Raw genomic sequence first — 24,378 nt, 5'->3', positions numbered from 1 at the left:
TTTAGTGAAATCAGGTGCGGGCGCCGGACTGGCGATAGCGATCCAGCGCCACCGCGCCGATGATCACAATGCCCTTGATGATGTACTGCCAGATGTCCGAAACCCCCAGCAGCACCAGGCCGTTGGTGAGCACAGCGATAATCAGCGCGCCAATCAGCGTGCCGCCGATGGTGCCGACGCCGCCGGTAAAACTGGTGCCGCCGAGGATCACCGCGGCAATCGCGTCCAACTCGTACGATTGGCCGAGTTGCAGGCCGTTGGCGGCGAACAGGCGTGAGGCGCTCATCACCGCACCGAGCCCGGCCAGGGCGCCGGACATCGCGTAGACGAACAGCAGCACTTTCCACACCTTGATCCCAGACAGCCGCGCCGCCTCCGGGTTGCCGCCCACCGAGTAAATCTGCACGCCCATGACCGTGCGCCGCAGGATGAACCATGACAGTGCCACCACCGCCACGGCGATCACCACCAGCCACGGCACGCCGAGGATCGAGTCATTGCCGATAAAGGCGAACGGCAGGTCGGGGTTGAACACGGTTTTGTCATCCGCCAGCAACCGCGCGAGGCCACGCATGGCGGTCAGCGCGCCGAGCGTCACGATAAACGGCGGCAGGCGCATGAACGCGATCAGCCCGCCATTGACCAGCCCCAGCAGCAGGCCGAAGCCGATACCGGCGGCGATCCCGAACATGCCGAACTGCGGCGACATTGAGGCCTGCAACGCGACCACGGCGGACGCGGCGAGAATCGCGCCGACCGACAGGTCAATGCCCGCCGTGAGGATCACAAAGGTCATGCCCGCCGCGAGTACCACGTTGACCGAGGCCTGTTGGGTGATGATCGAGAGGTTTTGCACGGTCAAAAAGTTTTCACTGGCCAGCGCGAAACCCACCAGTAATAGCACCAGCACCGGCAACATGCCGACCGTGCGCATCAACTCGCGGATACGCTCAGCTTTGCCAATCGGCGCAACAGTCAGCGTGTTGTTGTTTGAATCAGCCATGGGCAGCCACCTGATCGCCACCGGTGGCGAGGTCAATAATACGTTCTTGGGAAATTACCTGGCCGGAGGCGCCGCCGACTTCGGCCACCAACTGGCCTTCGCGCATGATCAGCACACGGTCGCAGGTGCCGATGATTTCCGGCAGCTCGCTGGAGATCACCACGATGCCGACACCCGCCAGCGCCAGTTGATTGATGATGCGATAAATCTCGGACTTGGAGCCGATGTCGACGCCACGCGTCGGTTCGTCGAGGATCAGCACATGCGGCTTGACCTCCAGCAGCCGCGCCAACAGCACTTTTTGTTGATTGCCGCCGGACAACGCGCCCACATTGACCTTGCCCGACGCCACGCGAATCGACAGCGACTTGATCGCGTCATCCGAACGTTGCGCAGCATGGCCGCGATCCAGCACACCACCGGCGTGCGCATCCGGCACACACGCGCACACATTGATGTTGTCGGCCACGCTCATGTCGAGGAACAGGCCCTGGGCCTTGCGGTCTTCGGTGAGGTAGACCACGCCTGCGCGAATCGCATCGGCCGGAGTGCGCAGTTGCGTCACGTGTTTGCCGACCACTTCAAGGGTGCCCGAGGTGCGCGGGTCGGCGGCAAAGATCAGCCGCGCCAGCTCCGTGCGCCCTGCCCCAACCAGCCCGGCGATGCCCAGCACCTCGCCCACGTGCAGGTCGAAGCTGCAATTGCGCACGCGTTTGCCATCGGCCATGTCGCGCACGCGCATCACCACGTTGCCGGGGTTATAGGCGGCGTGTTCCTTCTTGTAGAAACCGGAAAGGTCGCGGCCTACCATCATTTTTACCAACACCTCGGCCGACAGCGCATCGCGCGTCAGTTCGCCGATGTATTGGCCGTCGCGCAGCACTGAAACGCGGTCCGACAACTCATAGATCTCGGCCATGCGGTGGCTGATATAGATAATCGCCAAGCCCTGGCTGCGCAGTTGTTTGATCAGGGCAAACAGGCGGTCGGTCTCACGCGATGACAGCGGCGTGGTGGGCTCGTCCATCACCAGGATTCGGGCGTGGGCATGCAGGGCGCGGGCGATTTCGACCAACTGGCGCTCGGCAATCGACAGGCTGCTGACCGCTGTGCCGGGTTTGAACTCGGCGCCCAGGCGTTGCAGCACTTCCACGCAACCGGCTTGCATGCCCTTGCGGTCGATGGTCCAGCCACGCCGCAGTTCGCGGCCCAGGTAGATGTTTTCAGCGACGCTCAGGTTCGGGCACAGGCTGAGTTCCTGATAGATCACGGCAATGCCGAGGGTTTTCGCGGTGGCGGGGTCGAAGCTGGCGACGGGCTGGCCGTCAATGCGGATTTCGCCGCCGGGGTCGGCATGGTAAGCGCCGGAGAGGATTTTCATCAGGGTCGATTTGCCGGCGCCGTTCTCCCCCATCAAGGCGTGGATTTCGCCGGGGTAGACCTTCAGGCCGACATTTTTGAGCACGCGCAAACCGTTGAAGGTTTTGCTGATGCCCTGCATCTCAAGCAAGGGTTCGAGGCTCATCATGAGCTCCTGAAATTATTATTTTTGTAGTCGAGTGCTGCCGACTCTAAGGCAGATACATTTCGTTACGCAAGCGCTTGCGTGTGCCGTTTATCGTTTGATTAAACGTTTCACCCCTCACGCAAATGCAAAATATGCGTGTTTCACAGGCTTTTTGCCGAGCTTGGCGCTCTGACGCCCTGATCGTATGGTCAAACAGCACACCGCCCTGACGAAACATATCCGTTTGAGTGCTTGTGGCGTGTTAATCGGCGCGTTGAGCCTTCAAAACGCCATGATCTCTGCTATTGTCAAAGAATCTCATCTCCTCCTCATCGCCTTTGTGCGATCTTCTGTGAGTATGCTCTGCGCCATCGCATGTTGATGATGGCGGGCCTGTAGTTCACGGAACGCTACCGCGATGGATAAAAGCCCCACCGATCAACCACCCGAACCGCAATCGCGGGCCGAAAAAATCGTCGAGTTCAAACGGCAGAAGACCCTGCTGAAGACCGGCGCACTGCAAGACGCGATCTTCAACAGCGCGTATTTTTCCAGCATCGCCACCGACGAAAAAGGCGTGATCCAGATCTTTAATGTCGGCGCCGAACGTATGCTCGGGTATGCCGCTGAAGACGTACTGAACCGCATCACCCCCGCCGATATTTCCGACCCCGCCGAACTGATTACCCGCGCCGCCGCCCTCAGCCTGGAGCTCGACACACCGATCACCCCTGGCTTTGAAGCCCTGGTGTTCAAGGCCTCGCGCGGCATCGAAGACATTTACGAACTGACCTATATTCGCAAGGATGGCAGCCGCCTGTCGGCCATGGTCTCGGTGACCGCGTTGCGCAACCGCCACGACACAATCATTGGCTACCTGCTGATCGGCACCGACAACACCGCGCGCAAGCAGGAAGAAGCCGAGCGCAAAGGGTTTGAACGCGCACTCGAAGAAAAGAACCTGGAGTTGGAACACGCCAATCGCATGAAGTCCGAGTTCCTCGCCACCATGTCCCACGAGTTGCGTACGCCGCTGAACGCGGTGATTGGCTTCTCTGAGGCGTTGAAGGATGGCTTGGTCGGCGACATGAGCGAGGTGCAGCGCGAATACATCGGCGACATCTTCACCAGCGGCCAGCACTTGCTGTCGCTGATCAACGATATTCTCGACCTGTCCAAGGTTGAAGCCGGGATGATGGACCTGGAGCTGGAGGCCGTGGAGCTCGCCGGGTTGCTGGCCAACAGCTTGTTGATTGTGCGCGAAAAAGCCGCGCTGCAGCGTATCCAGTTGAAGCTCGACAGCGAGCGCGATTTCGGCACCCTCGAACTGGACCTGCGCAAGACCAAACAAATCATCTATAACCTGCTGGCCAATGCGGTGAAGTTCAGTGAACACGGGAGTAGCGTGACCCTTGCGGTGCGTGAAGTCAGCCGCGAACAGGTCGGCAAAACACCCGGCGACTGGCCCGCCCACGGCTTCGCGCTGAAGCCCAGCGCACACACGCAGTTTCTGGAGCTGAGTGTCAGCGACACCGGCATCGGCATCGCCGAAGACGACATGAGCAAGCTGTTCAAAGCGTTCAGCCAGATCGACAGCAGCCTGGCGCGTAAATTTGAAGGCACAGGCCTTGGCTTGGCAATGGTCAAGCAACTGACCGATCTACACGGCGGCAGCGTTGCAGTGGCCAGCCGCGCAGGTTTGGGCACTCGCTTTGTGGTGTGGCTGCCGCTGCACCGTGCACCGGAGGCTGTATGGCCGAAATCCTGATCGTCGAAGACAACCAGGCAAACATGCGCCTGGCGCGCCTGTTGCTGGAGAATGCGGGCCACACGGTGCTATGGGCCGCAGATGCCGAAACCGGCCTGACCCTGGCTCGCGAGCAACAACCGGCACTGATCCTGATGGATATTCAATTGCCCGGGATGGACGGCCTGGCCGCCACCCAACTGCTCAAGCAAGACCCGAACACCGCGCATATCCCGGTGATCGCCCTGACCGCCATGGCCATGAAGGAAGACCGCGAAAAGACCCGACTGGCCGGGTGCGATGCCTACATCATCAAACCGCTTCGCTACAAAGAGTTGTATCAGGTCATTGATACCCTGCTGCAAAAGAATATCAGCCCCCTTATATGAGTCGTCTCCATGGCCAGCCCTCCCGCCACACTGTTGATCGTTGATGACGAACCACAGGTTCGCAAGCTGTTGGAAACCCTCCTGCAACACGAGGGCTACCTGACCCTGACGGCGAGCAGCGGCGAGGAGGCGCTGTTATTGGTGGCGCAAACGCCGCCTGACCTGATCCTGCTGGACATTATGATGCCGGGCATGGACGGCTACGAAGTCGCCAGCCAATTAAAGAACGACGAAGCCACCGCCAACATTCCGATCATTATGCTGTCGGCCCTCAGCGACCCGAGCGCGCGCGTCAGCGGGCTCGAAAGCGGCGCCGAGGAATTCATCAGCAAACCGGTGGAGCGCGTCGAGTTGTGGCTGCGGGTGCGCAACCTGCTGCGACTTAAAGCACGCGGCGATCAGTTTAAAAGCCATAGCCTGATGCTGGAGCAACAACTGCACATAAAAACCGGCGAAATGGCCAGCATGAATGTGCATGACCTGGCCCGCCAGGAGCTGGAAGCGGATTTGCGAAAGGCGGTTGAACTGGGCAATTTCAGCGTGCATTACCAGCCCAAAATTGAACTGGCGGGCGGCCGCATATGCGCCCTCGAAGCATTGTTGCGTTGGGAGCGGCCGGGCTACGGCGCCGTGTCGCCGGCGATATTCGTGCCGATACTGGAGAGCCTCGGGTTGATCGTGAAGGTGGGGCGCTGGGTCATCGACAGCGTGTGCCAACAGATTGCCGAGTGGCAGAGCGGCGCGATCGGCGCAGTTGAAGTGTCGGTCAACGTCTCCGGCCATCAGTTGATCGAGGGCGACCTGATCGCCGATATTGCCTGCATCCTCGCGCGAACCGGGGTCGCGGCGCATTGGCTGGAGGTTGAGCTGACCGAAAGCTCACTGATGGAAAACACCCAGCACACCATCGCCAGCCTGGAGCGACTGCGGGACATGGGCGTGAAGATTTCCATTGATGATTTCGGCACCGGCTATTCGAGCCTGGCGTATCTGCGGCGCTTTCCGATTGATACGTTGAAGGTCGACATCGCGTTTATCCGCGAGGTGACGACCAACCCGCAGGACGCGGCGATCACGCGCACCATCATTGAATTGGCGCACAGCCTGAACCTGCGCGTAGTGGCCGAGGGCGTGGAGACACAGGCGCAATTGGCGTTCTTGAAGGATGCGGGGTGCGACCAGATTCAGGGGTATCTGTTTAGCCGGCCATTGCCGCCAGCGACGCTGGAGCGATTGCTGCTGGAGCGACTGGTGGAGGATTGAACCCAAATGCTATCAACTGCGGGAGAGGTCTGTGGGAGCGGGCTTGCTCGCGATGCAGGCACCTCGGTACATCAGGTACACCGCGTTGATGCTATCGCGAGCAAGCCCGCTCCCACAATAAAAGCCCTGCTATTAAAGACCGCGCTCAGCGCAGCCACAAACCGCAGTGATAGTCCTGTAACTCCGCAGGCGAGCCCAGGTTCAGCTCGGTCAGCGACACCTGCGTGGTCAACAACACCACGCTGCCGTCAACGCGCGAGGCCATCAGCAAACCGTACTGGCTCATAGCGTCACCGCGACTCTCAACATAGTCACGCAACAGCGTCAACGGGTCGACCCCCTCTGCCTGCGCCGCCGACAGCGTGCGGCCGCTATAGGTATGCCCCATTAGCTGAACAGGCAGCACCCGCCACTGCTCATCAAGCCCGTTACGCGGCTGATTAATGGCGGCGAACACTTCCGCGCGCAAACACGCAATGTGCACATGCAACTGATTCTGCGAGCGCCCATAACGCGAATTGATCGCCACCGCCACATACTGATCCGGCACCGGCCGAGCCAACCCGCTGGACAACACGTCGCGGTGGCGCCAAGCCTGAGCAACGTAATGCGGCAGCAACCCACGGCCAAGAGCCGGGTCTTCGATGCCGGTGATTTTGTCGGCAGCAATCAGCAAGACATGCAACGGCCCCTGGCGGTCCTTGAGCAGTACGTAGCCGCGATCCAGATCCACCGCCAGGCACGGGTCGGGTTTTTGCTGCTGTTGCTGATTGGGCACACATTGCTGGCTGACGATATGCCACAAGGCATCCGGGTTGCCGCGCCACGTCCAAAACCCGACTAAAACCGCGACCAACAGCAACACACCAGCGATCTTGAACACGGTACTGCGCTTCATGCAAAAAACCTCAACGTACGGGGATGTCAGTTATTTTTGTCGCAGACATCCCTGTCGTGGGGTTAACGCCTGGCGGCGGCGACCCCCTGCGGCCCGATCAGATTGTTTATCGCGCTCGCCAGAATACACTCGAAATATGTCAATTCATCGCGCGGCAAGCGCTTGAACCAATCACATTGAACCTGCGCCCGGCCACAGTCCTCCAAGCTGGATAGATCACGGCCGCGGTGCATGTTCGATGACGTTTATTTTATGGTTGGCCGTATTGGGCGCAGTGTTACTGACACTTGCCCTCACCTCTTCCTATTTGCGCTGGATGCCGGTGACCACCTCGGCGGTGTGCCTGTTGCTGGGGGTGGCAATCGGGCCACTCGGCGTGGACCTGTTGCAGCTGGACATCAAAGGCTCCGCACGCTGGATGGAGCACCTTACCGAAGTGGCGGTGCTGTTTTCGCTGTTCGTCAGCGGGCTGAAACTGCGGCTGCCGCTCGCGCATCGCACGTGGCGCATCGCGTTTGGCATGGCCGGGCCGGTGATGCTGCTGACCATCCTCGGCGTGTGCCTGGCGCTGCATTACCTGTTCGAGTTGTCTTGGGGCGTGTCGCTGCTGGTCGGGGCGATTCTGGCGCCGACGGACCCGGTGTTGGCCGGGCTGGTTCAGGTCAACAATGCGCAGGACTACGACGCGCTGCGCTTTGGCTTGTCCGGCGAGGCCGGGCTGAACGACGGCACGGCGTTCCCTTTTGTGATTTTCGCGCTGTTGTTCATGCAGCACGGCGGGTTTGACGGTGACTGGTTCGGCGGTTGGGTACTGAAGAACTTGCTGTGGGCGGTGCCGGCGGGCTTGTTGATCGGCTATTGGATGGGCCGCGGCATCGGGCGCGTGGCCTTGTGGATGCGCATCACCAACGCGGACAGTACCTTATCGCCCAACGATTACCTGACCCTGGCGCTGATTGCCCTGGCGTATGTCGCGGCGGAGGCCGTGGGCGGTTATGGGTTTCTGTCGGTGTTCGCCGCAGGGTTGGGCTTGCGCCAAGCGGAGTTCCGGTCCACTGGCAACGCTGAAACGCCGTCGGAGCATTTGGCGCTGCCAGTGGTGGGCCATCTGGAAGTGCCGCCGGAGCGAGCACTGAAAGGTGATGTGAGTGAACTCGCGGAAACGCAGATCGCCGCGGGTGTGATGATGGGCGACATGCTTTCGTTCGGCAGCCTGGTGGAGCGCTCGATGGAGGTGTTCCTGGTCACGCTGCTGGGGATTGTGCTGGTCAGCCACTGGGACTGGCGCGCATTGCCGGTGGCGGCGCTGCTGTTTTGCGTGATACGACCAGTCAGCGTGCTGGCGATGCCTTGGCGCAGCCTGATCGACTGGCGACAACGTGGCTTGATGGGCTGGTTCGGGATTCGCGGCATCGGCAGTATTTACTACCTGTTCTACGCGCTCAATCACGGGCTGATCGGCACCAGCAGTGCGGTGGCGGTGAACCTTACGGTGTCGGTGATCGCCTTGAGCATCGTCGTTCATGGCCTCAGTACCCAGCCGATGCTGGTGTGGTATGAACGACGTGCCCAGGTGAAAAATCAGTCCTGATTCTCGCTGTTGCCTACGTCTGCCGCTTCGTCCAGATCGTTGAGCGGCACTTCTGCATCATCCATCAACGAGCCCGGGTCTTCGTTGCCCGGATCGTTGAGTTCGTCGTCGAGTTCTTTGGACATGAGCGTCTCCTCTACCCGCCTTGGGTATCAATATCGGCATCGGTTTCAGGCTTGGCCTCAGGCTCGGGCTTGAAGTCTGGACTGTAGTCGTTTTCGCGGGCTTTGGGGTCGCTGGCGGGTGTTGGGTCTTTGGGCGCATCGGCGGCAGTGCCGGGCGCCGGCTCACCGCCATCGATGGCCGGGTCATTGCGGTTGCTGACTTGCGGATCGTTGTTTGTGGTCATGGGTCACCTCTTCGCAGGCTCGGAAAACACCGCCTGCGTCACTATAAGGGTGCGCGTGAGGCCATGAAGTTCCAACGATTTATGAGCCGGGGTTGTCCACCTGGATATAGAACGCATAGGCGCCGAGCACCACCCAGAACACCATGAAGATCCACGGCGTGCGCACCGAGAACAACAGGGACTTGCGGTAACCCTTGTGCGAGGACTCCACCTCGGAAAACAGCGGCGACTCGTCATAGGCCATGCCCATCAACGGCTCGCTGCGCAGCAACTCGCTCTGCTTGAAGTGCCAATGGTCAATGATGTCATAGGCCGCACGGATGCCCGGCCAGGCATTCAGTGAGCTGAGCACCCCCAGCGCCGCGAGAAATACCGGCACCACCACGGTGAACAATTTGCCCCATTCCGGGTTGAGGTTGCCCATGCCCGAAACGAAGGCGATGACCAGAAACGACTGCGCGGTCAGGTAGGCGTCGGTGCGGTTGGCCAGAATGGTGGTTTCGTACTGAATTTCACGGCGATAGAAGTCGAGCCGGTCCTTGGGCGAACCGAAGATCTTGGCGTTGTGCTCGCTGTGGTCGTCCAAAGCCGACTCAGGCGTGCTGGGGGAAATAATTCTGGGCACAGCCGTGCTCCATGCAGGTACTGGACTCGTTAGAAGAACCGGCTGTGCAAGAAGTTCAAGTTGTTCGTGCACCCTTTTGGGTCATTTTGAACAGATGACCGATTGTGGCAAGCGAGCTGTCAGGTAGAGCGGGCTCGCCACAGTAGCCCGCTTGCCACCCAATCCGCGCGCCCAAGCGCGTTTCGGCACACGCATTGCTTAATCCATTCATCTGCCCGGTTACAGGAGCAATCGTTACCCGCCGACCCAGAGCCGACTCCATAAGAAAGTAAGGACCAGGCCCAGTGGCACGATCAGCCACGGGCTCATAAAAAAATGCGTTTTTTAAAGCGGCAGTGCCACCTGCGCAACCCTCGGCACTGACAAGGTACTGGAATGGCTCGATCTTTCTTTGATGAAATGAATGACGCAGATGGCGTTTGCCGTGCGCACTATCAGGATTTTTCCCGCTGGCTGGCGAATACGCCGCCGGAACTGCTGGCCCAGCGACGCCGCGAAGCCGATTTGCTGTTCCACCGCGCGGGGATCACTTTTACCCTCTACGGCGACGAGCAAGACACCGAACGCCTGATCCCCTTCGACATCATCCCGCGCAGCATTCCCGCCAGTGAATGGAGCGTGATCGAACGCGGCTGTATCCAGCGCGTCAACGCGCTGAACATGTTCCTCGCGGACATTTACCACGACCAGCGCATCATCAAGGCTGGCATCATTCCTGCCGATCAGGTGCTGGGCAACGAGGGTTACCAAAAGGCGATGGTTGGGCTGGACCTGCATCGCGGCATCTATTCGCATATTTCCGGGGTCGACCTGGTGCGCGATGGCGATGGCACCTATTACGTGCTCGAAGACAACCTGCGCACGCCCAGTGGCGTGAGCTACATGCTCGAAGACCGCAAGATGATGATGCGCCTGTTCCCGGAAGTGTTCGCCAAACAGCGCATCGCGCCGGTCGACCACTACCCCAACCTGCTGCTCAGCACCTTGAAAAGCGCCAGCCGCCTCGACAACCCGAATGTGGTGGTGCTGACGCCCGGGCGCTTCAACAGCGCGTTCTTTGAGCATGCGTTTCTCGCCCGCGAAATGGGCGTGGAACTGGTCGAAGGCGCCGACCTGTTCGTGCACGACCTCAAGGTGTTCATGCGCACCACCGACGGCCCCAAGGCGGTGGACGTGATTTACCGGCGAATCGACGACGCGTTCCTCGACCCGCAGGCGTTCAACCCTGAATCGATGCTCGGCGTGCCGGGGCTGGTGGCCGCCTATTGCGCCGGCAATGTGGTGTTGGCGAATGCCATCGGCACCGGCGTGGCCGATGACAAATCGATCTACCCGTATGTGCCCGAAATGATCCGCTTCTACCTGGATGAAGAGCCTGTACTGCAAAATGTGCCGACCTTTCAATGCCGCAAGCCCGATGAACTGTCGCATGTACTCGCGCATTTGCCGGAACTGGTGGTCAAGGAAACCCAGGGCTCCGGCGGCTACGGCATGCTGGTAGGGCCGGCTTCAAGCGCCGCCGAAATCGAGGACTTCCGCCAGCGCATCAAGGCACGCCCGCACGCGTATATCGCCCAACCAACCTTGTGCCTGTCCACCTGCCCCACGTTTGTCGAAAACGGCATCGCGCCACGGCACATCGACCTGCGGCCATTTGTGCTCTCGGGCAAGGAAACCCGTCTGGTGCCCGGCGGCCTGACCCGCGTGGCACTGAAGGAAGGCTCGTTGATCGTCAACTCGTCGCAAGGCGGCGGAACCAAGGACACCTGGGTGGTGGAGGGCTGAGTATGTTGAGTAGAACCGCCGCAGATTTGTACTGGATGTCGCGTTACCTTGAGCGGGCCGAAAACCTCGCGCGCATGCTCGAAGTCAGCTATTCGCTGTCGTTGATGCCGCAGGCCGGGCGCAGCGATGGCCTCGACGAATTGGCGATGTCGTTGCTCAGCAGCGGCACCTTGGACAACTACCTGGAGCGGCACCAGCAACTGGACGCCGAGCGCATGTTGCACTTTTTCGCACTCGACGAAGAAAACCCCGCAAGCATTTACAACTGCCTGCGCGCCGCCCGAGGCAACGCGCACGCGGTACGCGGGCGAATCACCGCCGACATGTGGGAAAACCTCAACGCCACCTGGCTGGAAATGCGCAGCATCGCCGCCGGCGGCCTGGCGCGCCATGGCATCAGCCACTTCTGTGACTGGGTCAAGCAGCGCTCGCACCTGTTCCGCGGCGCTACCTCCGGCACCATCATGCGGAATGACGCTTACCGGTTTATTCGCCTGGGCACATTTGTTGAGCGGGCGGACAACACCTTGCGCCTGCTGGATGCGCGCTATGAGATGTTTGGCGAGGAGTCGGAAGAAGTCAGCGACCTGTCGGCGCGGGGGTATTACCAGTGGAGCGCCCTGCTCCGGGCGTTATCGTCTTTTGAGGCGTATACCCAGTTGTACCCGAACGCGCTGAACGCCCGCTCGGTGTCGGAGTTGCTGCTGTTGCGCAGCGACGTGCCGCGTTCGTTGCATGCGTGCATTGAGGCGTTGAGCCATATCCTCGCGGAATTGCCGGGCAGTTATGGGCGCACCGCGCAGCGCCTCGCGGCCGAGTTTGAGGCGCGCCTGCGGTACACCGGGATTGATGAGATTCTTGAGGACGGGTTGCACAGCCGTTTGACTGACTTTATCGACACCGTGCGCGAGCTGGCACGGGCGATTCACAGCTCGTACCTGGAAGTGGTTTGAACCTGTGGGAGCGGGCTTGCTCGCGATGGCCTCAACTGGGTATGCCTGATGGTCCGAGGTGCCTGCATCGCGAGCAAGCCCGCTCCCACAGAAAGCATCAATAACCCCGGCGCACTTAATCCACTGCCCACCAGCGCGGCAACAACTGCCGCACGCGCGCCTCGCCGAAGCGGTCATCAATCAACATCACCACGCCGCGATCCTGTTGGCTGCGGATCACCCTCCCCGCTGCCTGCACGACTTTTTGAATGCCGGGGTACAGGTAAGTGTAGTCATAACCTGCGCCGAAAATCGCACCCATGCGTGCCTTCATTTGCTCGTTGACCGGGTTCAGTTGCGGCAACCCCAAGGTCGCGATAAACGCCCCGATCAAGCGTGCCCCCGGCAAATCGATGCCTTCGCCAAACGCGCCGCCCAGCACCGCAAAGCCGATGCCCCGGCTGTGCTGGGTGAACTGATCGAGGAAGGCGTGCCGCTCGGCCTCGGCCATGCCGCGTGACTGCAACCACAGCGCAACCTGCGGGTGCCGCTGCGCCATCAACTGCGCCACTTGTTGCAGGTAATCGAAGCTTGAGAAAAACGCCAAATAGTTGCCTGGCTGTTGCGCAAATTGCCGGGCGATCAATTCGACTATCGGTTCGAGGGAGGCGTGGCGATGCACAAAACGCGTCGAGATTTGATCGACGATGCGCACCTGCAATTGCTCGGCCTTGAACGGCGATTCCACATCGATCCACGCGGTGTCTGCCGGCAAGCCGAGCAAGTCGGCGTAATAATGCCGAGGGCTCAAGGTCGCAGAAAACAGCACGCTACTGCGCGCGGCCGTGAGCCTGGGCCGGATAAATTCGGCGGGTACCACATTGCGCAGGCACAGGGTTGAGGCGCTGCGTTTGCCGCCGAACTGGCGCTTGCTGATGTCGAAGATGAAGTGTTCGTTGAACAGCTCGGCCACTTTGGCAAATTGCAGCGCCTCGAAGTAGAAGGCTTGCAGGTCACCGCTGAGGGCTTCGGGGTGATCGTTGAAATAATCGCCCATCGCGCTCGCACAGAGGCTCAGCGCCTGGAGCAGTTTGTCCGGCTTGCTCGCATAGGCCTGGTAAGGCGCGAGCTGGTCCTTGTGCAGGGCGTTCCATTCGCGGTTGAGGCGTTGCAAGGGTTTCTTCAGTGCCTCGGGCGCGGTGTCGCGCACGGTCTTGAGGCTGTATTGGTCGAGGCTCGCGCTGTACATCGAACGCGCACGCTCGACCAGGTTGTGGGCTTCGTCGACCAGCGCCGCGACCCGCCATTGATTCAATTGGGCCAGGCCGAACAGCATGGCGCCGAAGTCAAAATAGTAGTTGTAGTCGGCGACCACCAGGTCGGCCCAGCGCGCCATTTCCTGGCTCAGGTAGTACGGGCACACGTCATGCGCCAGCGCCACCTCGCGCAGGTTGCGCTGGTTCAGCAGGCGCACCCTGGAGGCGGCCGTGCGCGCGGCGGGCAAGCGGTCGTAAAAGCCCTTGGCCAACGGGCAGGAGTCGCCATGGCAGGCTTTGTCGAGGTGTTCGCAGGCCTTGTCCCGCGCGACCAGTTCGAGCACCCGCAGCGGTAATTCGGCATGACTGTCGTACAGCACTTGGGCGGCGTCGAGGGCCAACTTGCGGCCGGGAGTCTTGGCGGTGAGGAAGAAGACTTTGTCCAGTTGTTGTGGCGCCAGCGCCTTGAGCAGCGGGAAAATCGTGCCGACGGTCTTGCCGATGCCGGTGGGCGCCTGAGCCATCAGGCAGCGGCCTGTGCTGACCGCCTTGTACACCGATTCGGCCAAGGCGCGTTGGCCGGGGCGAAAGTCAGCGTGCGGGAACGCCAGGGCTTGCGCGGCGCTGTTGCGCGCTTCGCGGTGCTGCATCTCCTGGCGCGCCCAGCCGAGGAACAGCGCGCATTGCTGGTTGAAAAACAGCGCCAGGTCGGCCGCCTGAAAGCGCTGGTTGAGCAGGGTTTCGCCCTCGCCGACAATGTCGAAATACACCAGCGCCAAGTCGATTTCGCCAAGCCCGAGCTTCTGGCACATCAGCCAGCCATAAACCTTGACCTGCGCCCAATGCAACAGCCGGTGGTTAGCCGGCTGGGCGTCGAGGTCGCCGCGATAGGTTTTGACCTCTTCCAGGCGATTGCGGTCAGGGTCGTAGCCGTCCGCCCTGCCCCGCACGGTGAGCTGCTGGTATTCGCCTTCCAGCGCGACTTCATGCTGGTAATGCGCGCTGCGCCGCGAGGCGACAGTGCGGTGGCCGACGATGCCTTCCTGGGCGCTGGGCGACGGTGTGAAACGCAGGTCGAGGTCGCCGACCTTGGCCGTGAACTCGCACAGCGCGCGCACCGCGACCTTATAGCTCAAGCGGGTGTTGCCCAGCGCACATAGCAGACGGTGACCGGCATCTGGTATTCACCACAAAACTCCAGCCAGCGCAGTTGGTTGTCTTGCAGGCGATCGCCGGGGCCTTTGACCTCGATCATGCGGTAGGTCTTTTGCGCCGGCCAGAACTGGATCAGGTCGGGCATGCCGGTGCGGTTGGCGCGAATGTCGAGCAGCAGGCGTTCAAACCAGTAGCGCAGGTGTTCGGCGGGCAAACACGCCAGCGCCTGCTCCAACAGCTCTTCGCTGAGCAGGTTCCAGAACACAAAGGGCGATTGAATGCCCCATTTTTGCGCATAGCGTTGGCGGATGGTGGTTTTGTAGCGACCATCCGAGAGTTGTTCAAAACACGCGGCGAACAAGCTGGCGCGGCGCTGATGAAAATCTTCGCTGTGCAGGTCCACCGGCCCGCGCTGGAACGGGTGGAAAAACGCGCCCGGCAACGGCGCGAAAATCACCTCCCAGCACAACAGCCCGAACAGCGAATTGATCAGCCCATTCTCGACGTAATGCACCGGCGCGTCGGGCTCGCTGAGGTGCGCCTGCACGCAATATTCCACCGACATCAGCGGCTCCGGCACGGCCAGCGCCAAGTCCAGGCGGGTCACCGCACGCGGCTTGGGCGTGGGCTGCGCCGGCTCGCCAAGTTTGCGCCGCAGGCGCGGCAGCACCCGCAGCATATGCTGGTGTTCGGCGGCGCTTTCCGGCGCTTGTTGCGCGGCGCACGCCAGGGCCATGGCTTGGCTGTAATCGGCTTGGCGCTCGAGCACCCGAATCAGCCGTGAACGCGCGCCGGGGTAGGCGCAAGCACGGTAAATCTGTTGCGCCAGGTCGAGTTCGGCACTGCGCTCGCAGCATTGGCCGATCTGGAACAGCAGTTTGGCGCGGCGTTTTTCCAGCCAGGGATTGTCGGTGGCAAGCGTCGCTATTTGCGCCAACACCTCGTCCAGCGCCTGCCCCGCTTCAAAGGCCTGCTGGCAGTGGTGCAGGAACAGAAACCCGCGCACATCGTCGCGATTGCGCAGGCCACGCGACTCGGCGCAGAACTCGACTTTTTCGTAGGTGTAGATGCCCAGGTCAGCCAGCACGAACTCCGACCAGTCCTGGTACAGATTGCCGAAGAACATCAACCGCAGGCGGTCGCAGAGGTCCATCACGGTGAGGCTGTAGAGCGCATCGCCGACCTGCGGGCACCACTGCGTAAAGCTGCGCTGTTCGGTGAACTGCTCGGCCAGCGACGCCAGCCAATCGGCCTTTTTGGCCTTGGGTTGATCAATCCACGGTTTGAACGCGTCGAGAACTTCGCCCTTTTGCAGCAGCGCGAACAGCGCTTCAAACGCCAGCAGGCTGCGCTCATCCACCCAGCCCTGTTCGACCAGCGCGAGCGCGGCGGCGTGGGTGCAACCAATTTCGAGGTAGTTGAGTTTGCTCGCACGAAAGTGCACGCCCTTGCGCATCACCATGCGCACCAGCAGCGCTTGCGAAGCCTGCGGCAACCTGTCGAATTGCTGAATGAAGTGCAATTCATCGGCGTCGAGCAAATCGGCATAGCGCTGCGCAAGCCAATGCAGCACTTGGCGGAAGTTGTGCAGGTAATACAAGGGGTCGTCGAGGGGGTTGGCCATGGCGCGCGCTGATCAAATACTGGTTATGCATACAGAGTGCCGATGCAAACCGCTTGTTGCAATCGCTAATAGATAAATGGCGCACGCAACTTTTCGTATAAAAGTGATCAGATAGGGCTGTTGATCGAGTAACATTTATCGGCCCGCAGCCCATGGCGCGGGACTTTTCAGGGTTAAAGGCAGGGTTATGAACATGAAGAATTTGGGTCTACCGATGGTTGCACTCACTTTTCTGGTACTGGCCGGTTGCGCGACGCAAACCGTGGTGACATTGCAAAATGGCACGCAGTATTTGACGAAAGACACCCCCAAAACCAAAACCGCCGACGGCTTCTATGAATTCACCGACATAGCCGGCAAGCACATCCGCGTAAAAGCGGATGACGTGGCCACAGTGCGCGACGAAAAGTAATCACAACCGTGCCTGTGGCGAGCGGCCCTTTGTGGTTGCTCGCCACAGGGCTTTAACTCAGCCGATCATAATACCGTCCGTCCACAGCCCGCCATGCCCGACGCCCACCAGGGTCACCGAGTCGGCGCCAAACGTGAGCACGGTATCGGCGCCGACGACCTTGGCGTGGTCACGCACGTCGGTGCTCCCCGCCACATCCTTGAACACCAGTTTGTCTGTCGGTTGGTAGCCCATCACGCGGTCGTTGCCGAAGTGGCCGCTGAACAAAAAGGTGTTATGCCCACTGTTGTCGCGGATCGTGTCATTGCCCTTGCCTCCCTCGATAAAGTCCGCACCTTTGCCGCCCTGGATCAGGTCGTCGCCGTGACTGCCGATGATAAACGTGTTGCCCTTATGCGGTTCGGCATTGCGATTGAGGTCCTGCACCCAGGTGTTGGCCCGCGCCGGGTCGGACAGGTTGGCGACGATCACCGTGGCATCGCGAGTCATCTGGTTGTAGAAGCCGGATTCGAGGATGCGCGTCATACCGTCGCCATACGCCGTGGGCAGGTGCGACACCCAGGTCGGCAGGTTGACGATCGAAAACGGCAGCACATTCCATACCGTCGACGCGTAGTGGTCGTTGAAGCTGACGATATTGTCGGTGGTCGAGTCGTGCGGCTTGTCGTGCACGCCAAGCGACGACAGGTTGAAGGAATAGCCGTCCAAAGCGCGGAACACCGGGTCGTTTTCGTAACCGATATTCAGCACCTTGTCGCCGGCACTTTGGGTTGGCGAGGCGAAGGCCACATAGTGGGCGTCCTTGTAGAAGCCCGACCATTTGCTGCTGCTTAAATCCGCCAGGCTGTTGACCGCCAGCCCGCCCAGGCTGTGGCCGCTGACCACGATGTCTTTACCGCTCAAGCCCTGCGCACCGGCATAGTCGGCGACATTTTTGAGCAGGCCGCCGAAGGCTTCACCCGCGTAGTTTTTCGCGTAATCCTTAGGCCCCAAGGCGGCGAGCAGGTCGCTGATCAGGTCGCCGATGGCATCGCTGATCAGGTTTTCGCGTGGCCCCGAGGTGCCACGGAAACCGATGCCGATTTCGAGCAACTTGCCGGCGTGATCGTATTTGCCCAGCACCTCGACTTGCGCCGTGGTGTAGCCGGCTTTTTCGCCAAAGAAGGTGCCGCGCGCATCGACCTTGCCGCCATAGCCCAACGCACTCGCACTGATCGGCGTCCAACCGGCTTTTTGCACCGCCTCAAGCGCGGCTTTTTCCGAGTCGGGGTTCCAGGGAATGCCGGGAATCACGCCTTGTGAATCGGTACTGCCGAGCAGCGCACCGACCAGTGTGGCGGGTAAGCCCACGCCCAAACCGTTGTGCTGATAGCCCACGGCAAAGCCGTTATCCAGGTTGTGGTAAGCATACAAGGTGATCGCCATTGCATCGGCGAACAACGTTTTGGAACCCTCGTTGCCAAGGTTTTTATAGTCAAAGATACCCATGGTAATGCCTCTCTTTTGTTGGATTTGTCGAGAAAGCGAAAACACTTGTACCGCTGATGCATAAGCCCGGCGCTAACAAGCGCCCGGCGTATGCATCAGGTTTGTCACCCTTTAGAACGCCCAGTCGAGGCTCAAACCTACCCCGTGAACCTTGTCTTTACTGGCCAGCAGGCCGTTGTAATCAAAGCTCACCCGCGCCTCCTTGCTCAGCGCCAGGCTGACGCGAGCGCCGACCAATGCCGCATCACGCGCGCGCGGCGTACTTTCCACCGCAAACGAAGGCCCGCCCGAGGCAAACGCCAGGTGCTGTTCGGAATCGACGCTGCTCAGGTTGTGCTGCCAGCCCAATGTGCCGGACACCTCCAGTTGCTGGTGGTCGTTGACGTTGAAGGTCTTCAAGGCACGCACGCCCAAGGTGCTCAGCACCACGTCGCGGGTGTCATCACGGCCTTTCAACGCGGCGGCGTCGCCTTTTTCAGTAAAACCATCGCTGTCCAGGTGTACGTAAGCCAGGTTGGCGAATGGTTCCAGCGCCAACGGTTGCAGATTGACGCGGTACGCCGCTTCGGTGAACACCTGAGTGCTGCGTGCATCGACCTTGGCGGTCTGCTTGCCGGCTACAGCGCCGTATTGCAGGTCGCGCTTCACGTCGGCGCGATGCCAGCTGTAGGTCGCGCCGCCACTCAAACGCCAGGCGCCGATCTCACGCCCGGCATAGGCGCCGAAGTGGTAACTGTCGACCGAGGCACGGCTGTGAGTGTCGCTGCCCATGTTCAACGAGGTGTCGCTGTAGCCTGCCACCAAGCCGATGCGGGTGGCGTCGTCGAGCGCGCCGTCGACGCCGGCCAGCAGGCCGCCGATGGCGCTGGTGTAGCCTGCGGTGTCGTTGCGGCTGTCAGTCTTGCCCCACGCACCGAGTGCCTTGACCCACACGTTGCCACGGCTGTCGAGGGTTTGGCTGCTCGCGCCCATGTCGCCATTGCGCAAGCGTTCACCCACCGCTTCGCGCACGTAGCGGCTGTCGTTGACCAAGGCATTTTCCAACGCCGGGTAGATTTCGCCGGACAGTTGCTGGAACGCGCCTTGTGCCGAAGCCGCAGTCGGCGCCAACAACAGGCTTTCATACACCGCGTTGCCCGCCCCCAATTGCTCGGCAGCCGCCGCGACGGAACGCTGGTTCTGCGTGGCGGCGACGCTGGCGAAGCTGTTGGCATTACGCGCCACAGCCAATTGCACGCCGTTGGCGGCGTAGTTCAGGGTGCCACCGATAAACAGGTAGTCGGGCAGTACCGCAGCGAAATTGCCGGTAATGCCACCCGCCGCTTGCAGGATGTTGTACTGACGACCGATCAGGCTTGCGGCCTGCGCGTTGGTCAGCAAGGTCGGGCTGTTTTCCAGGGCCAGGGTCACGGTGCCGCCGTTGAGCGTGGCGGTGCCGCTGGCGACGATTTGGTCGCTGCTGGTCGGCGACAACTCCACCGCATAAGTCGAGCCAGCGTTAAAGGTCACATCGCCCGCCACGTTCAGCGTGCCAATCGAGTTACCCGGCGCCACGGTGCCGCCGCTTTGCGCAGTCAGCGAACCGATGCGCCCCGAGCCACCGACGATGCCGCTCTGGCTGACGGTGACGTCAGACGTCACCGAGCCGTTGATGGCCAGCAAACCCTGATTAACCAACGTCGGGCCGCTGTAGGTGTTGCTGCCGGTCAGCAGCAACGTACCGATGCCCTGCTTGGTCAGGCCGCCATGGCCCGAGATGTCATTGCTCCACACATCGCGCCCGCAATGCACGTCGGTGCACACGCGTTCGGTCGGTTTGCCGGCATCCACCACCGCGCCGATGCCTGGCAGGTCCGCTACAAATTGCCCGCTGCCATAGGCACCGTCGATGCGAAACTCAGCCGGAATATCTTCAGCCGTGACGAACATTCCCGGCCCGTTTACCGCCTTGCCCAGGTTGATCATGCCCCAGCCATACAGTGAATCGATGCCCGGCGCGCCGAGGTCGGTGGCGGTGGTTTTCAGCAACGTGGAAATTTGCTCGCCATTCATGTACGGGAAGCGCTCCATCAACACCGCCGCGCTGCCGGCCACGTGCGGCGCGGCCATGGAGGTGCCGTTGAAGTTGGCGTAGTCGGTGGTGAGGTTTTCCAGGCTGGTGCCGTTGATGATCGAACTGTAGATGCGCGTGCCGGGGGCCGACACGCAAAAGCTCGCCGCATAGCCGCAGCGCGACGAAAAGGTGCTGATCACATACGGATTGGCGCTGGTGGTGTCGGGGTTTTGCTGCAAGGCCGCCACCGACAGCCAGTTCGGCGCGATGTCCGGCACAAAATACGCGAGGCCGGAAATCGCGTCCGGGTTGTTGCGGTTGTAATCGTTACCGGCGGCAAAGATCGTCAGCACACCGCTGCGCGCGGCATCAATTGCACCTTGATAAGCGCCACCGGCAAGAGTGCCGAGGATCGGCCGGATGTTATTGAACTGCGCCTGCGCTTCATTCACGGTGAAATTCTGAAAGGCCGGGTCACGCCCGCCTTTCGCGTACTGCTCACCGATGCCGATGCCCCAGCTGTTATTGATGATTCGCGCACCGCTTTCGACCAGTGCGTCCCAGCCGGCTTTGTACACCGCGCCGTCGTTGCCGAGGATGATCCCGTCTTCCGGGCCGGGGTCGCCGTTTTCGGCGCTGATGATTTGCGCATTGAACGCCACGCCATGCATCGGCCCGCCATCGCGGTTACCCGCGGCGATGCCGCCGACGTGGGTGCCGTGGTTACCCAATTTGCCGTTGGAGCCCAACGACGGCGTGCCGTCGTAGCGGAATGCATCGCCCGCCTTCACCGGAATGTACGGGTCGGTGTATTGGCGAATGCCCTCGGTGACAATCGTCACCACTTTGTTGGGGCTGGCAAATTCCGGGTGCGCGGCATACACCGGCTGATCGAAGATCCCAAGCTTGACGCCCTTGCCGGTGTAGCCGGCCGCGTAGGCGGTGTCTGCATGCACCGCGCCCAGGCCCCAGTCGGCCTTGAACTCGTCGCTGCGCCAACTGGCGGCGTCGCCCAGTTTGCCGGTTTCTACATAGGGCGCGGCCTGGGCACTGCCCAGACCTGCCAGGCAGCACAGCAGCGCACTGAGCGGGTAGCCCGGGCCTGTGCGAGTGGCGGAAAAACCCCCTGATTTGCGTTTGTTCACGTTGACCGTCCTTAGTTTTTATGACGTTTTTGATCGTTGCCACGCGCTGCGTGGGAATGCCGCCCCAGGCGCTCTGCGTCCCGCTGTTGGCGAGGTTGTCAGGCGTCACGGGAGGCACCCTCGGCTGCGCGTGGGAACGCTCAGTGGTGGAGCTGGTTTGAATGAGGGTGTTTTAGAACTGCCAGTTGAGGCTCAAACCCACGCCCTGGGTTTTTTCGCGGCCGCCCAACTGGCCGTTGTAATCCAGGTTGATTCGCGTCTGCGCGCTCAGCGCCAGGCTGGCCTGCACACCGACCAGCGCGGCATCACGCAGCAATGGCGTACTGCGCACGGCGAACGAAGGCCCGCCTGCGACAAACGCCAGGTGCTCGGCGGATTCAACGGCGCTGAGGCTGTGTTGCCAGCCCAGCGAACCGGACAATTGCAGTTGCTGGTGGTCATTCAGAGGAAGGCTTTTCAGCGCCCGCAGACCGAGCGTGCTGAGCAGCGCATCGCGCTGATCGCTGCCGCGCTCCAGCGCTGCGGCATCACCTTTTTCGTGGAAGGAATCGCTGTCCAAATGCACGTAAGCCAGGTTGGCGAACGGCTCCAGCGCCAACGGTTGCAGGTGAATACGGTAGGCGGCCTCGGTGAACAACTGCGCAGTACGCGCCTCCAGCTTGGCCTTTTGCTTGCCACTGACCTCGCCATAGTTGAGGTCACGCTTTACATCGCCGCGATGCCAGCTGTAAGCGCCGCCGACGCTGACGCGCCAATCACCCAACTCACGCCCGGCGTACGCGCCGAAGTGGTAACTGTCGATGGACGCCGATGAATGCGTGCCGTTGCCCAGGCTCAATGAACTGTCGCTGTAGCCGGCGACCACACCCACGCGAGTCTGCTCATCAAGGGCGCCGTCGACACCCGCGAGCAGGCCGCCGATGGACGTCGTGGCGCCCGCCGTTTCGCTGCGGCTGTCGGCCTTGCCCCAGGCGCCAAGCGCCTTGAACCACAGGTTGCGCTCGCCGCTGACCGGCACATGGCGCAGGCGCTCGCCCACCGCGTCGCGCAGTTGCAGGCTGTCGTTGATCAGCATCGCGCCAAGCGCCGGGTAGATTTCGCCCGACAACTGCTGCAAGCCGTGTTGGGCCGCCGCCACCGAATCCGACTGCAGCACGCTTTCATACACCGGGTTGCCCGCGCCCAATTGCTCGGCGGCGCCAGCAACAGCGCGCTGGTTGCGGGTGGCCCCGACGCTGGCGAAGCTGGCGTCATTGCGCACCACGTTCAATTGCACGCCATTCGCCGCGTAGTCGAGCGTGCCGCCAAGGAACAGATAGTCAGGCAGCACCTGACCAAACTGCCCCTGTACGCCGCCGGCAGCCTGAAGAATGTTGTATTGACGGCCGATCAGGCTTTGCGCCTGGCTTTGGCTGAGCAACGTCGGGCTGTTTTCCAGCGCCAGGGTGACCGTGCCGCCACCCAGCACGGCCTTGCCGCCCGCCACAATGCGGTCGCTGCTGGTCGGCGTCAGTTCCACCGCGTAGGTAGAGCCCGCGCCCAAATTCACGTCGCCCGCCACCTGCAAGGTGCCCACGGAATTGCCTGGCGCCACGCGGCCGCCACTGTTCACCTGCAGCGCTGCAATGCGCCCGGAACCGCCAAGCGTGCCGCTGTTGTTGACGGTCACCGCCGAGGTCAACGCGCCATTGACCGCCAGCAAGCCGCCATTGATGGTGGTTGCGCCGCGGTAGGTGCTGTCACCGCTGAGCACCAGGCTGCCGGCACCGGACTTGATCAGGCTGCCTGCGTACACGCGGTTCACCGCAGCCAGGTCGCGTGCGCTGCCCACCGCGTAGTCGGTCTGGTCCTGCTGGCTGGCGGTCGCGCTCACGCCGTTTTGCCAGCCCTTGTCGATCAGGGTTTGCTGCCAGGCGCTGTGTTCGCTGCGATCCTCGGCCTGGCGTTGCAGCAACGCCTGGTCAGAGATGCCGTTGCTCCATACATCGCCCTGCCCGGCCGCCAGGTTTACGTCCATCGCGCCAAGCAATTGCCCTGGCCCGTGCATCGCCCGGCCCAGGTCCGGTACGCCCCAGCCCACGCTGCTGTTGGGGGCTTGGGTGATTGAGCCGTCGAGCTGCGTGGCGGTGGTCAACAGCACCTGTAAGGCCTGCTCGTTGTTCATGTACGGATAGCGTTCCATCACCAGCGCCAACGCGCCGGTGGCATGCGGCGCCGACATCGAGGTACCGGATTTTACCCCGTAGCCGCCACCCGGAACGGTGCTGTTGATCAACGCGCCGGGGGTGGAAATGCACCAGTACTTGGCGATGCCGCACTGGTTGTATTTCTGGTTATTCGCCTTGTCCAGGCCCGACACGGCCAGCCAGTGGCCTTCGAGTTCCGGCTGAAAGTACGGCAGCGCCGAACGCACGCTGGCATTCGCGTAGCCGCTGTTGCCGGCGCTGAACACGTTGATCACCGAGGCCTTGGCCACGTCCGCCGCCGCATCCAGCCACGTGCCCTGCTGGTAATGCTGCGCGTAGGCGGCATGCAGGTCGCCGAGGGTTTGGTAGCTGACGTCTTTGGGCTGGCTGCCCCAACTGTTGTTGATCGCGCGCACGCCGGAATCGACCAAGGCGCTGTACACGGCCTTGAAGTACTTGGGGTCCGGGGTCGGGCCAAACAGAAAACTGTCATTTGCGTTGGTGTTGCCCACATAGATTTGCGCGTTGTAGGCCACGCCGTGCATGCCCTCGCCATCGCGCGCCGCGCCCATGGTGCCGGTGACATGCGTGCCATGCGAGTCGTTGTTGGGGTTGAGCGCGCCGGTGGTGCTGAACGCGCTGCCATCCACGTAAGTCCCGGTGGCGCTGACCGCGTGGTAACGCGCTGCGGAGGCTTGCGGGTGATCGGCATCGAACCCCGAGTCCAGCGCACCGATTTTCACCGCGTTGCCGGTAATTCCGGCGGCGTAGGCTTCATCCGCCTTCATGCGGCCCAAGCCCCAGTCGCTCTGGAATTCGGCAGAACGCCAACTGGCCGGGTTACCCGGCTGGCCGGTCTCGGTGTAAGCCGCTTGAGCCGCAACGGACAACAGCAGCAATGAGCCTGCGGTAAAGGGTTTGAAGCGCGGTGAATCGGTGATCATTAAAACCATCCTTATTGTTGTTATGG

18 protein-coding genes are annotated in these 24,378 nt (G+C 61.5%); 7 read left to right on the top strand and 11 right to left on the bottom strand.

Annotated features, from left to right (window positions below; genetic code table 11):
• Positions 1-10 precede the first annotated feature (10 nt).
• A complete protein-coding gene (locus ACOZK9_RS13315) occupies positions 11-1,003 on the bottom strand; it encodes an ABC transporter permease subunit (RefSeq protein ID WP_058411548.1) in 993 nt (330 codons plus the stop codon).
• Positions 996-2,528 carry a sugar ABC transporter ATP-binding protein gene (locus ACOZK9_RS13310; protein ID WP_421555985.1) on the bottom strand — a complete coding sequence of 511 codons (1,533 nt, stop codon included), beginning with the start codon at positions 2,526-2,528 and terminating at the stop codon, positions 996-998. The genes ACOZK9_RS13315 and ACOZK9_RS13310 overlap by 8 nt, the downstream gene beginning before the upstream one ends.
• Before the next feature lie 400 nt (positions 2,529-2,928).
• Between ACOZK9_RS13310 and ACOZK9_RS13305 the strand changes: the two genes are divergently transcribed.
• From ACOZK9_RS13305 to ACOZK9_RS13295, 3 genes are read left to right on the top strand one after another with little or no spacing between them, the layout of a single operon-like run.
• Complete coding sequence (locus ACOZK9_RS13305) at positions 2,929-4,278, top strand: sensor histidine kinase (protein WP_058411550.1); 1,350 nt, start codon at positions 2,929-2,931, stop codon at positions 4,276-4,278.
• Positions 4,263-4,646, top strand: a complete 384-nt coding sequence (locus ACOZK9_RS13300; RefSeq protein ID WP_058411551.1) for a response regulator — start codon at positions 4,263-4,265, stop codon at positions 4,644-4,646. The genes ACOZK9_RS13305 and ACOZK9_RS13300 overlap by 16 nt, the downstream gene beginning before the upstream one ends.
• 9 nt (positions 4,647-4,655) lie before the next feature.
• Positions 4,656-5,909, top strand: coding sequence for an EAL domain-containing response regulator (locus ACOZK9_RS13295; RefSeq protein ID WP_058411552.1), 1,254 nt, complete (start codon positions 4,656-4,658; stop codon positions 5,907-5,909).
• Positions 5,910-6,054: 145 nt separating this feature from the next.
• On the opposite strand, the gene ACOZK9_RS13290 is transcribed toward ACOZK9_RS13295, so the two are convergent.
• A complete protein-coding gene (locus ACOZK9_RS13290) occupies positions 6,055-6,807 on the bottom strand; it encodes a CDP-diacylglycerol diphosphatase (protein WP_421555984.1) in 753 nt (250 codons plus the stop codon).
• A 238-nt stretch (positions 6,808-7,045) separates the two neighbouring features.
• On the opposite strand from ACOZK9_RS13290, the gene ACOZK9_RS13285 reads away from it, so the two are divergent.
• A complete protein-coding gene (locus tag ACOZK9_RS13285) occupies positions 7,046-8,398 on the top strand; it encodes a cation:proton antiporter (protein WP_421555983.1) in 1,353 nt (450 codons plus the stop codon).
• Here the strand turns inward: ACOZK9_RS13285 and ACOZK9_RS13280 are convergent.
• The 3 genes from ACOZK9_RS13280 to ACOZK9_RS13270 form a co-directional block, all read right to left on the bottom strand.
• Complete coding sequence (locus ACOZK9_RS13280) at positions 8,389-8,523, bottom strand: hypothetical protein (RefSeq protein ID WP_256586744.1); 135 nt, start codon at positions 8,521-8,523, stop codon at positions 8,389-8,391. The genes ACOZK9_RS13285 and ACOZK9_RS13280 overlap by 10 nt on opposite strands.
• A gap of 11 nt (positions 8,524-8,534) precedes the next feature.
• Positions 8,535-8,747, bottom strand: coding sequence for a hypothetical protein (locus tag ACOZK9_RS13275; protein ID WP_421555982.1), 213 nt, complete (start codon positions 8,745-8,747; stop codon positions 8,535-8,537).
• Between the two features lie 79 nt (positions 8,748-8,826).
• Entirely contained in the window at positions 8,827-9,372 is a 546-nt protein-coding gene (locus tag ACOZK9_RS13270; protein ID WP_058411556.1) for a hypothetical protein, read from the bottom strand.
• Between the two features lie 375 nt (positions 9,373-9,747).
• On the opposite strand from ACOZK9_RS13270, the gene ACOZK9_RS13265 reads away from it, so the two are divergent.
• Positions 9,748-11,157, top strand: a complete 1,410-nt coding sequence (locus ACOZK9_RS13265) for a circularly permuted type 2 ATP-grasp protein (RefSeq protein WP_421555981.1) — start codon at positions 9,748-9,750, stop codon at positions 11,155-11,157.
• Positions 11,158-11,159: 2 nt separating this feature from the next.
• Complete coding sequence (locus tag ACOZK9_RS13260; RefSeq protein WP_058411558.1) at positions 11,160-12,110, top strand: alpha-E domain-containing protein; 951 nt, start codon at positions 11,160-11,162, stop codon at positions 12,108-12,110.
• A 115-nt stretch (positions 12,111-12,225) separates the two neighbouring features.
• On the opposite strand, the gene ACOZK9_RS13255 is transcribed toward ACOZK9_RS13260, so the two are convergent.
• Positions 12,226-14,481, bottom strand: coding sequence for an ATP-dependent DNA helicase (locus ACOZK9_RS13255; RefSeq protein ID WP_421555980.1), 2,256 nt, complete (start codon positions 14,479-14,481; stop codon positions 12,226-12,228).
• Positions 14,478-16,124: a VRR-NUC domain-containing protein gene (locus tag ACOZK9_RS13250; RefSeq protein ID WP_152748449.1), complete on the bottom strand. Its 1,647-nt coding sequence runs from the start codon at positions 16,122-16,124 to the stop codon at positions 14,478-14,480. The genes ACOZK9_RS13255 and ACOZK9_RS13250 overlap by 4 nt, the downstream gene beginning before the upstream one ends.
• A 187-nt stretch (positions 16,125-16,311) precedes the next feature.
• On the opposite strand from ACOZK9_RS13250, the gene ACOZK9_RS13245 reads away from it, so the two are divergent.
• Positions 16,312-16,536, top strand: coding sequence for a YgdI/YgdR family lipoprotein (locus ACOZK9_RS13245; RefSeq protein WP_058411561.1), 225 nt, complete (start codon positions 16,312-16,314; stop codon positions 16,534-16,536).
• A gap of 57 nt (positions 16,537-16,593) precedes the next feature.
• On the opposite strand, the gene ACOZK9_RS13240 is transcribed toward ACOZK9_RS13245, so the two are convergent.
• From ACOZK9_RS13240 to eprS, 3 genes are all read right to left on the bottom strand, one after another.
• Complete coding sequence (locus ACOZK9_RS13240) at positions 16,594-18,024, bottom strand: polyurethane esterase (RefSeq protein ID WP_152748450.1); 1,431 nt, start codon at positions 18,022-18,024, stop codon at positions 16,594-16,596.
• A gap of 111 nt (positions 18,025-18,135) precedes the next feature.
• Complete coding sequence (locus tag ACOZK9_RS13235; protein ID WP_122250890.1) at positions 18,136-21,222, bottom strand: autotransporter serine protease; 3,087 nt, start codon at positions 21,220-21,222, stop codon at positions 18,136-18,138.
• 172 nt (positions 21,223-21,394) lie between these two features.
• Entirely contained in the window at positions 21,395-24,352 is a 2,958-nt protein-coding gene (gene eprS, locus ACOZK9_RS13230; RefSeq protein ID WP_421555979.1) for an autotransporter serine peptidase EprS, read from the bottom strand.
• Positions 24,353-24,378: the final 26 nt, after the last annotated feature.

Origin of the sequence: Pseudomonas kitaguniensis (assembly GCF_049199985.1) — a bacterium.
GTDB lineage: Bacteria > Pseudomonadota > Gammaproteobacteria > Pseudomonadales > Pseudomonadaceae > Aquipseudomonas > Aquipseudomonas kitaguniensis.
Note: the sequence above shows the minus strand (reverse complement) of the source record. Positions and strands in the feature narration are given on the sequence as shown.

Bases quoted from the DNA above. Each gene is read 5' to 3' on its own strand.
- ACOZK9_RS13315 (WP_058411548.1), bottom strand. From the start codon at position 1,003: ATGGCTGATTCAAACAACAACACGCTGACTGTTGCGCCGATTGGCAAA.
- ACOZK9_RS13310 (WP_421555985.1), bottom strand. From the start codon at position 2,528: ATGAGCCTCGAACCCTTGCTTGAGATGCAGGGCATCAGCAAAACCTTC.
- ACOZK9_RS13305 (WP_058411550.1), top strand. From the start codon at position 2,929: ATGGATAAAAGCCCCACCGATCAACCACCCGAACCGCAATCGCGGGCC.
- ACOZK9_RS13300 (WP_058411551.1), top strand. From the start codon at position 4,263: ATGGCCGAAATCCTGATCGTCGAAGACAACCAGGCAAACATGCGCCTG.
- ACOZK9_RS13295 (WP_058411552.1), top strand. From the start codon at position 4,656: ATGGCCAGCCCTCCCGCCACACTGTTGATCGTTGATGACGAACCACAG.
- ACOZK9_RS13290 (WP_421555984.1), bottom strand. From the start codon at position 6,807: ATGAAGCGCAGTACCGTGTTCAAGATCGCTGGTGTGTTGCTGTTGGTC.
- ACOZK9_RS13285 (WP_421555983.1), top strand. From the start codon at position 7,046: ATGACGTTTATTTTATGGTTGGCCGTATTGGGCGCAGTGTTACTGACA.
- ACOZK9_RS13280 (WP_256586744.1), bottom strand. From the start codon at position 8,523: ATGTCCAAAGAACTCGACGACGAACTCAACGATCCGGGCAACGAAGAC.
- ACOZK9_RS13275 (WP_421555982.1), bottom strand. From the start codon at position 8,747: ATGACCACAAACAACGATCCGCAAGTCAGCAACCGCAATGACCCGGCC.
- ACOZK9_RS13265 (WP_421555981.1), top strand. From the start codon at position 9,748: ATGGCTCGATCTTTCTTTGATGAAATGAATGACGCAGATGGCGTTTGC.
- ACOZK9_RS13260 (WP_058411558.1), top strand. From the start codon at position 11,160: ATGTTGAGTAGAACCGCCGCAGATTTGTACTGGATGTCGCGTTACCTT.
- ACOZK9_RS13250 (WP_152748449.1), bottom strand. From the start codon at position 16,124: ATGGCCAACCCCCTCGACGACCCCTTGTATTACCTGCACAACTTCCGC.
- ACOZK9_RS13245 (WP_058411561.1), top strand. From the start codon at position 16,312: ATGAACATGAAGAATTTGGGTCTACCGATGGTTGCACTCACTTTTCTG.
- ACOZK9_RS13240 (WP_152748450.1), bottom strand. From the start codon at position 18,024: ATGGGTATCTTTGACTATAAAAACCTTGGCAACGAGGGTTCCAAAACG.
- eprS (WP_421555979.1), bottom strand. From the start codon at position 24,352: ATGATCACCGATTCACCGCGCTTCAAACCCTTTACCGCAGGCTCATTG.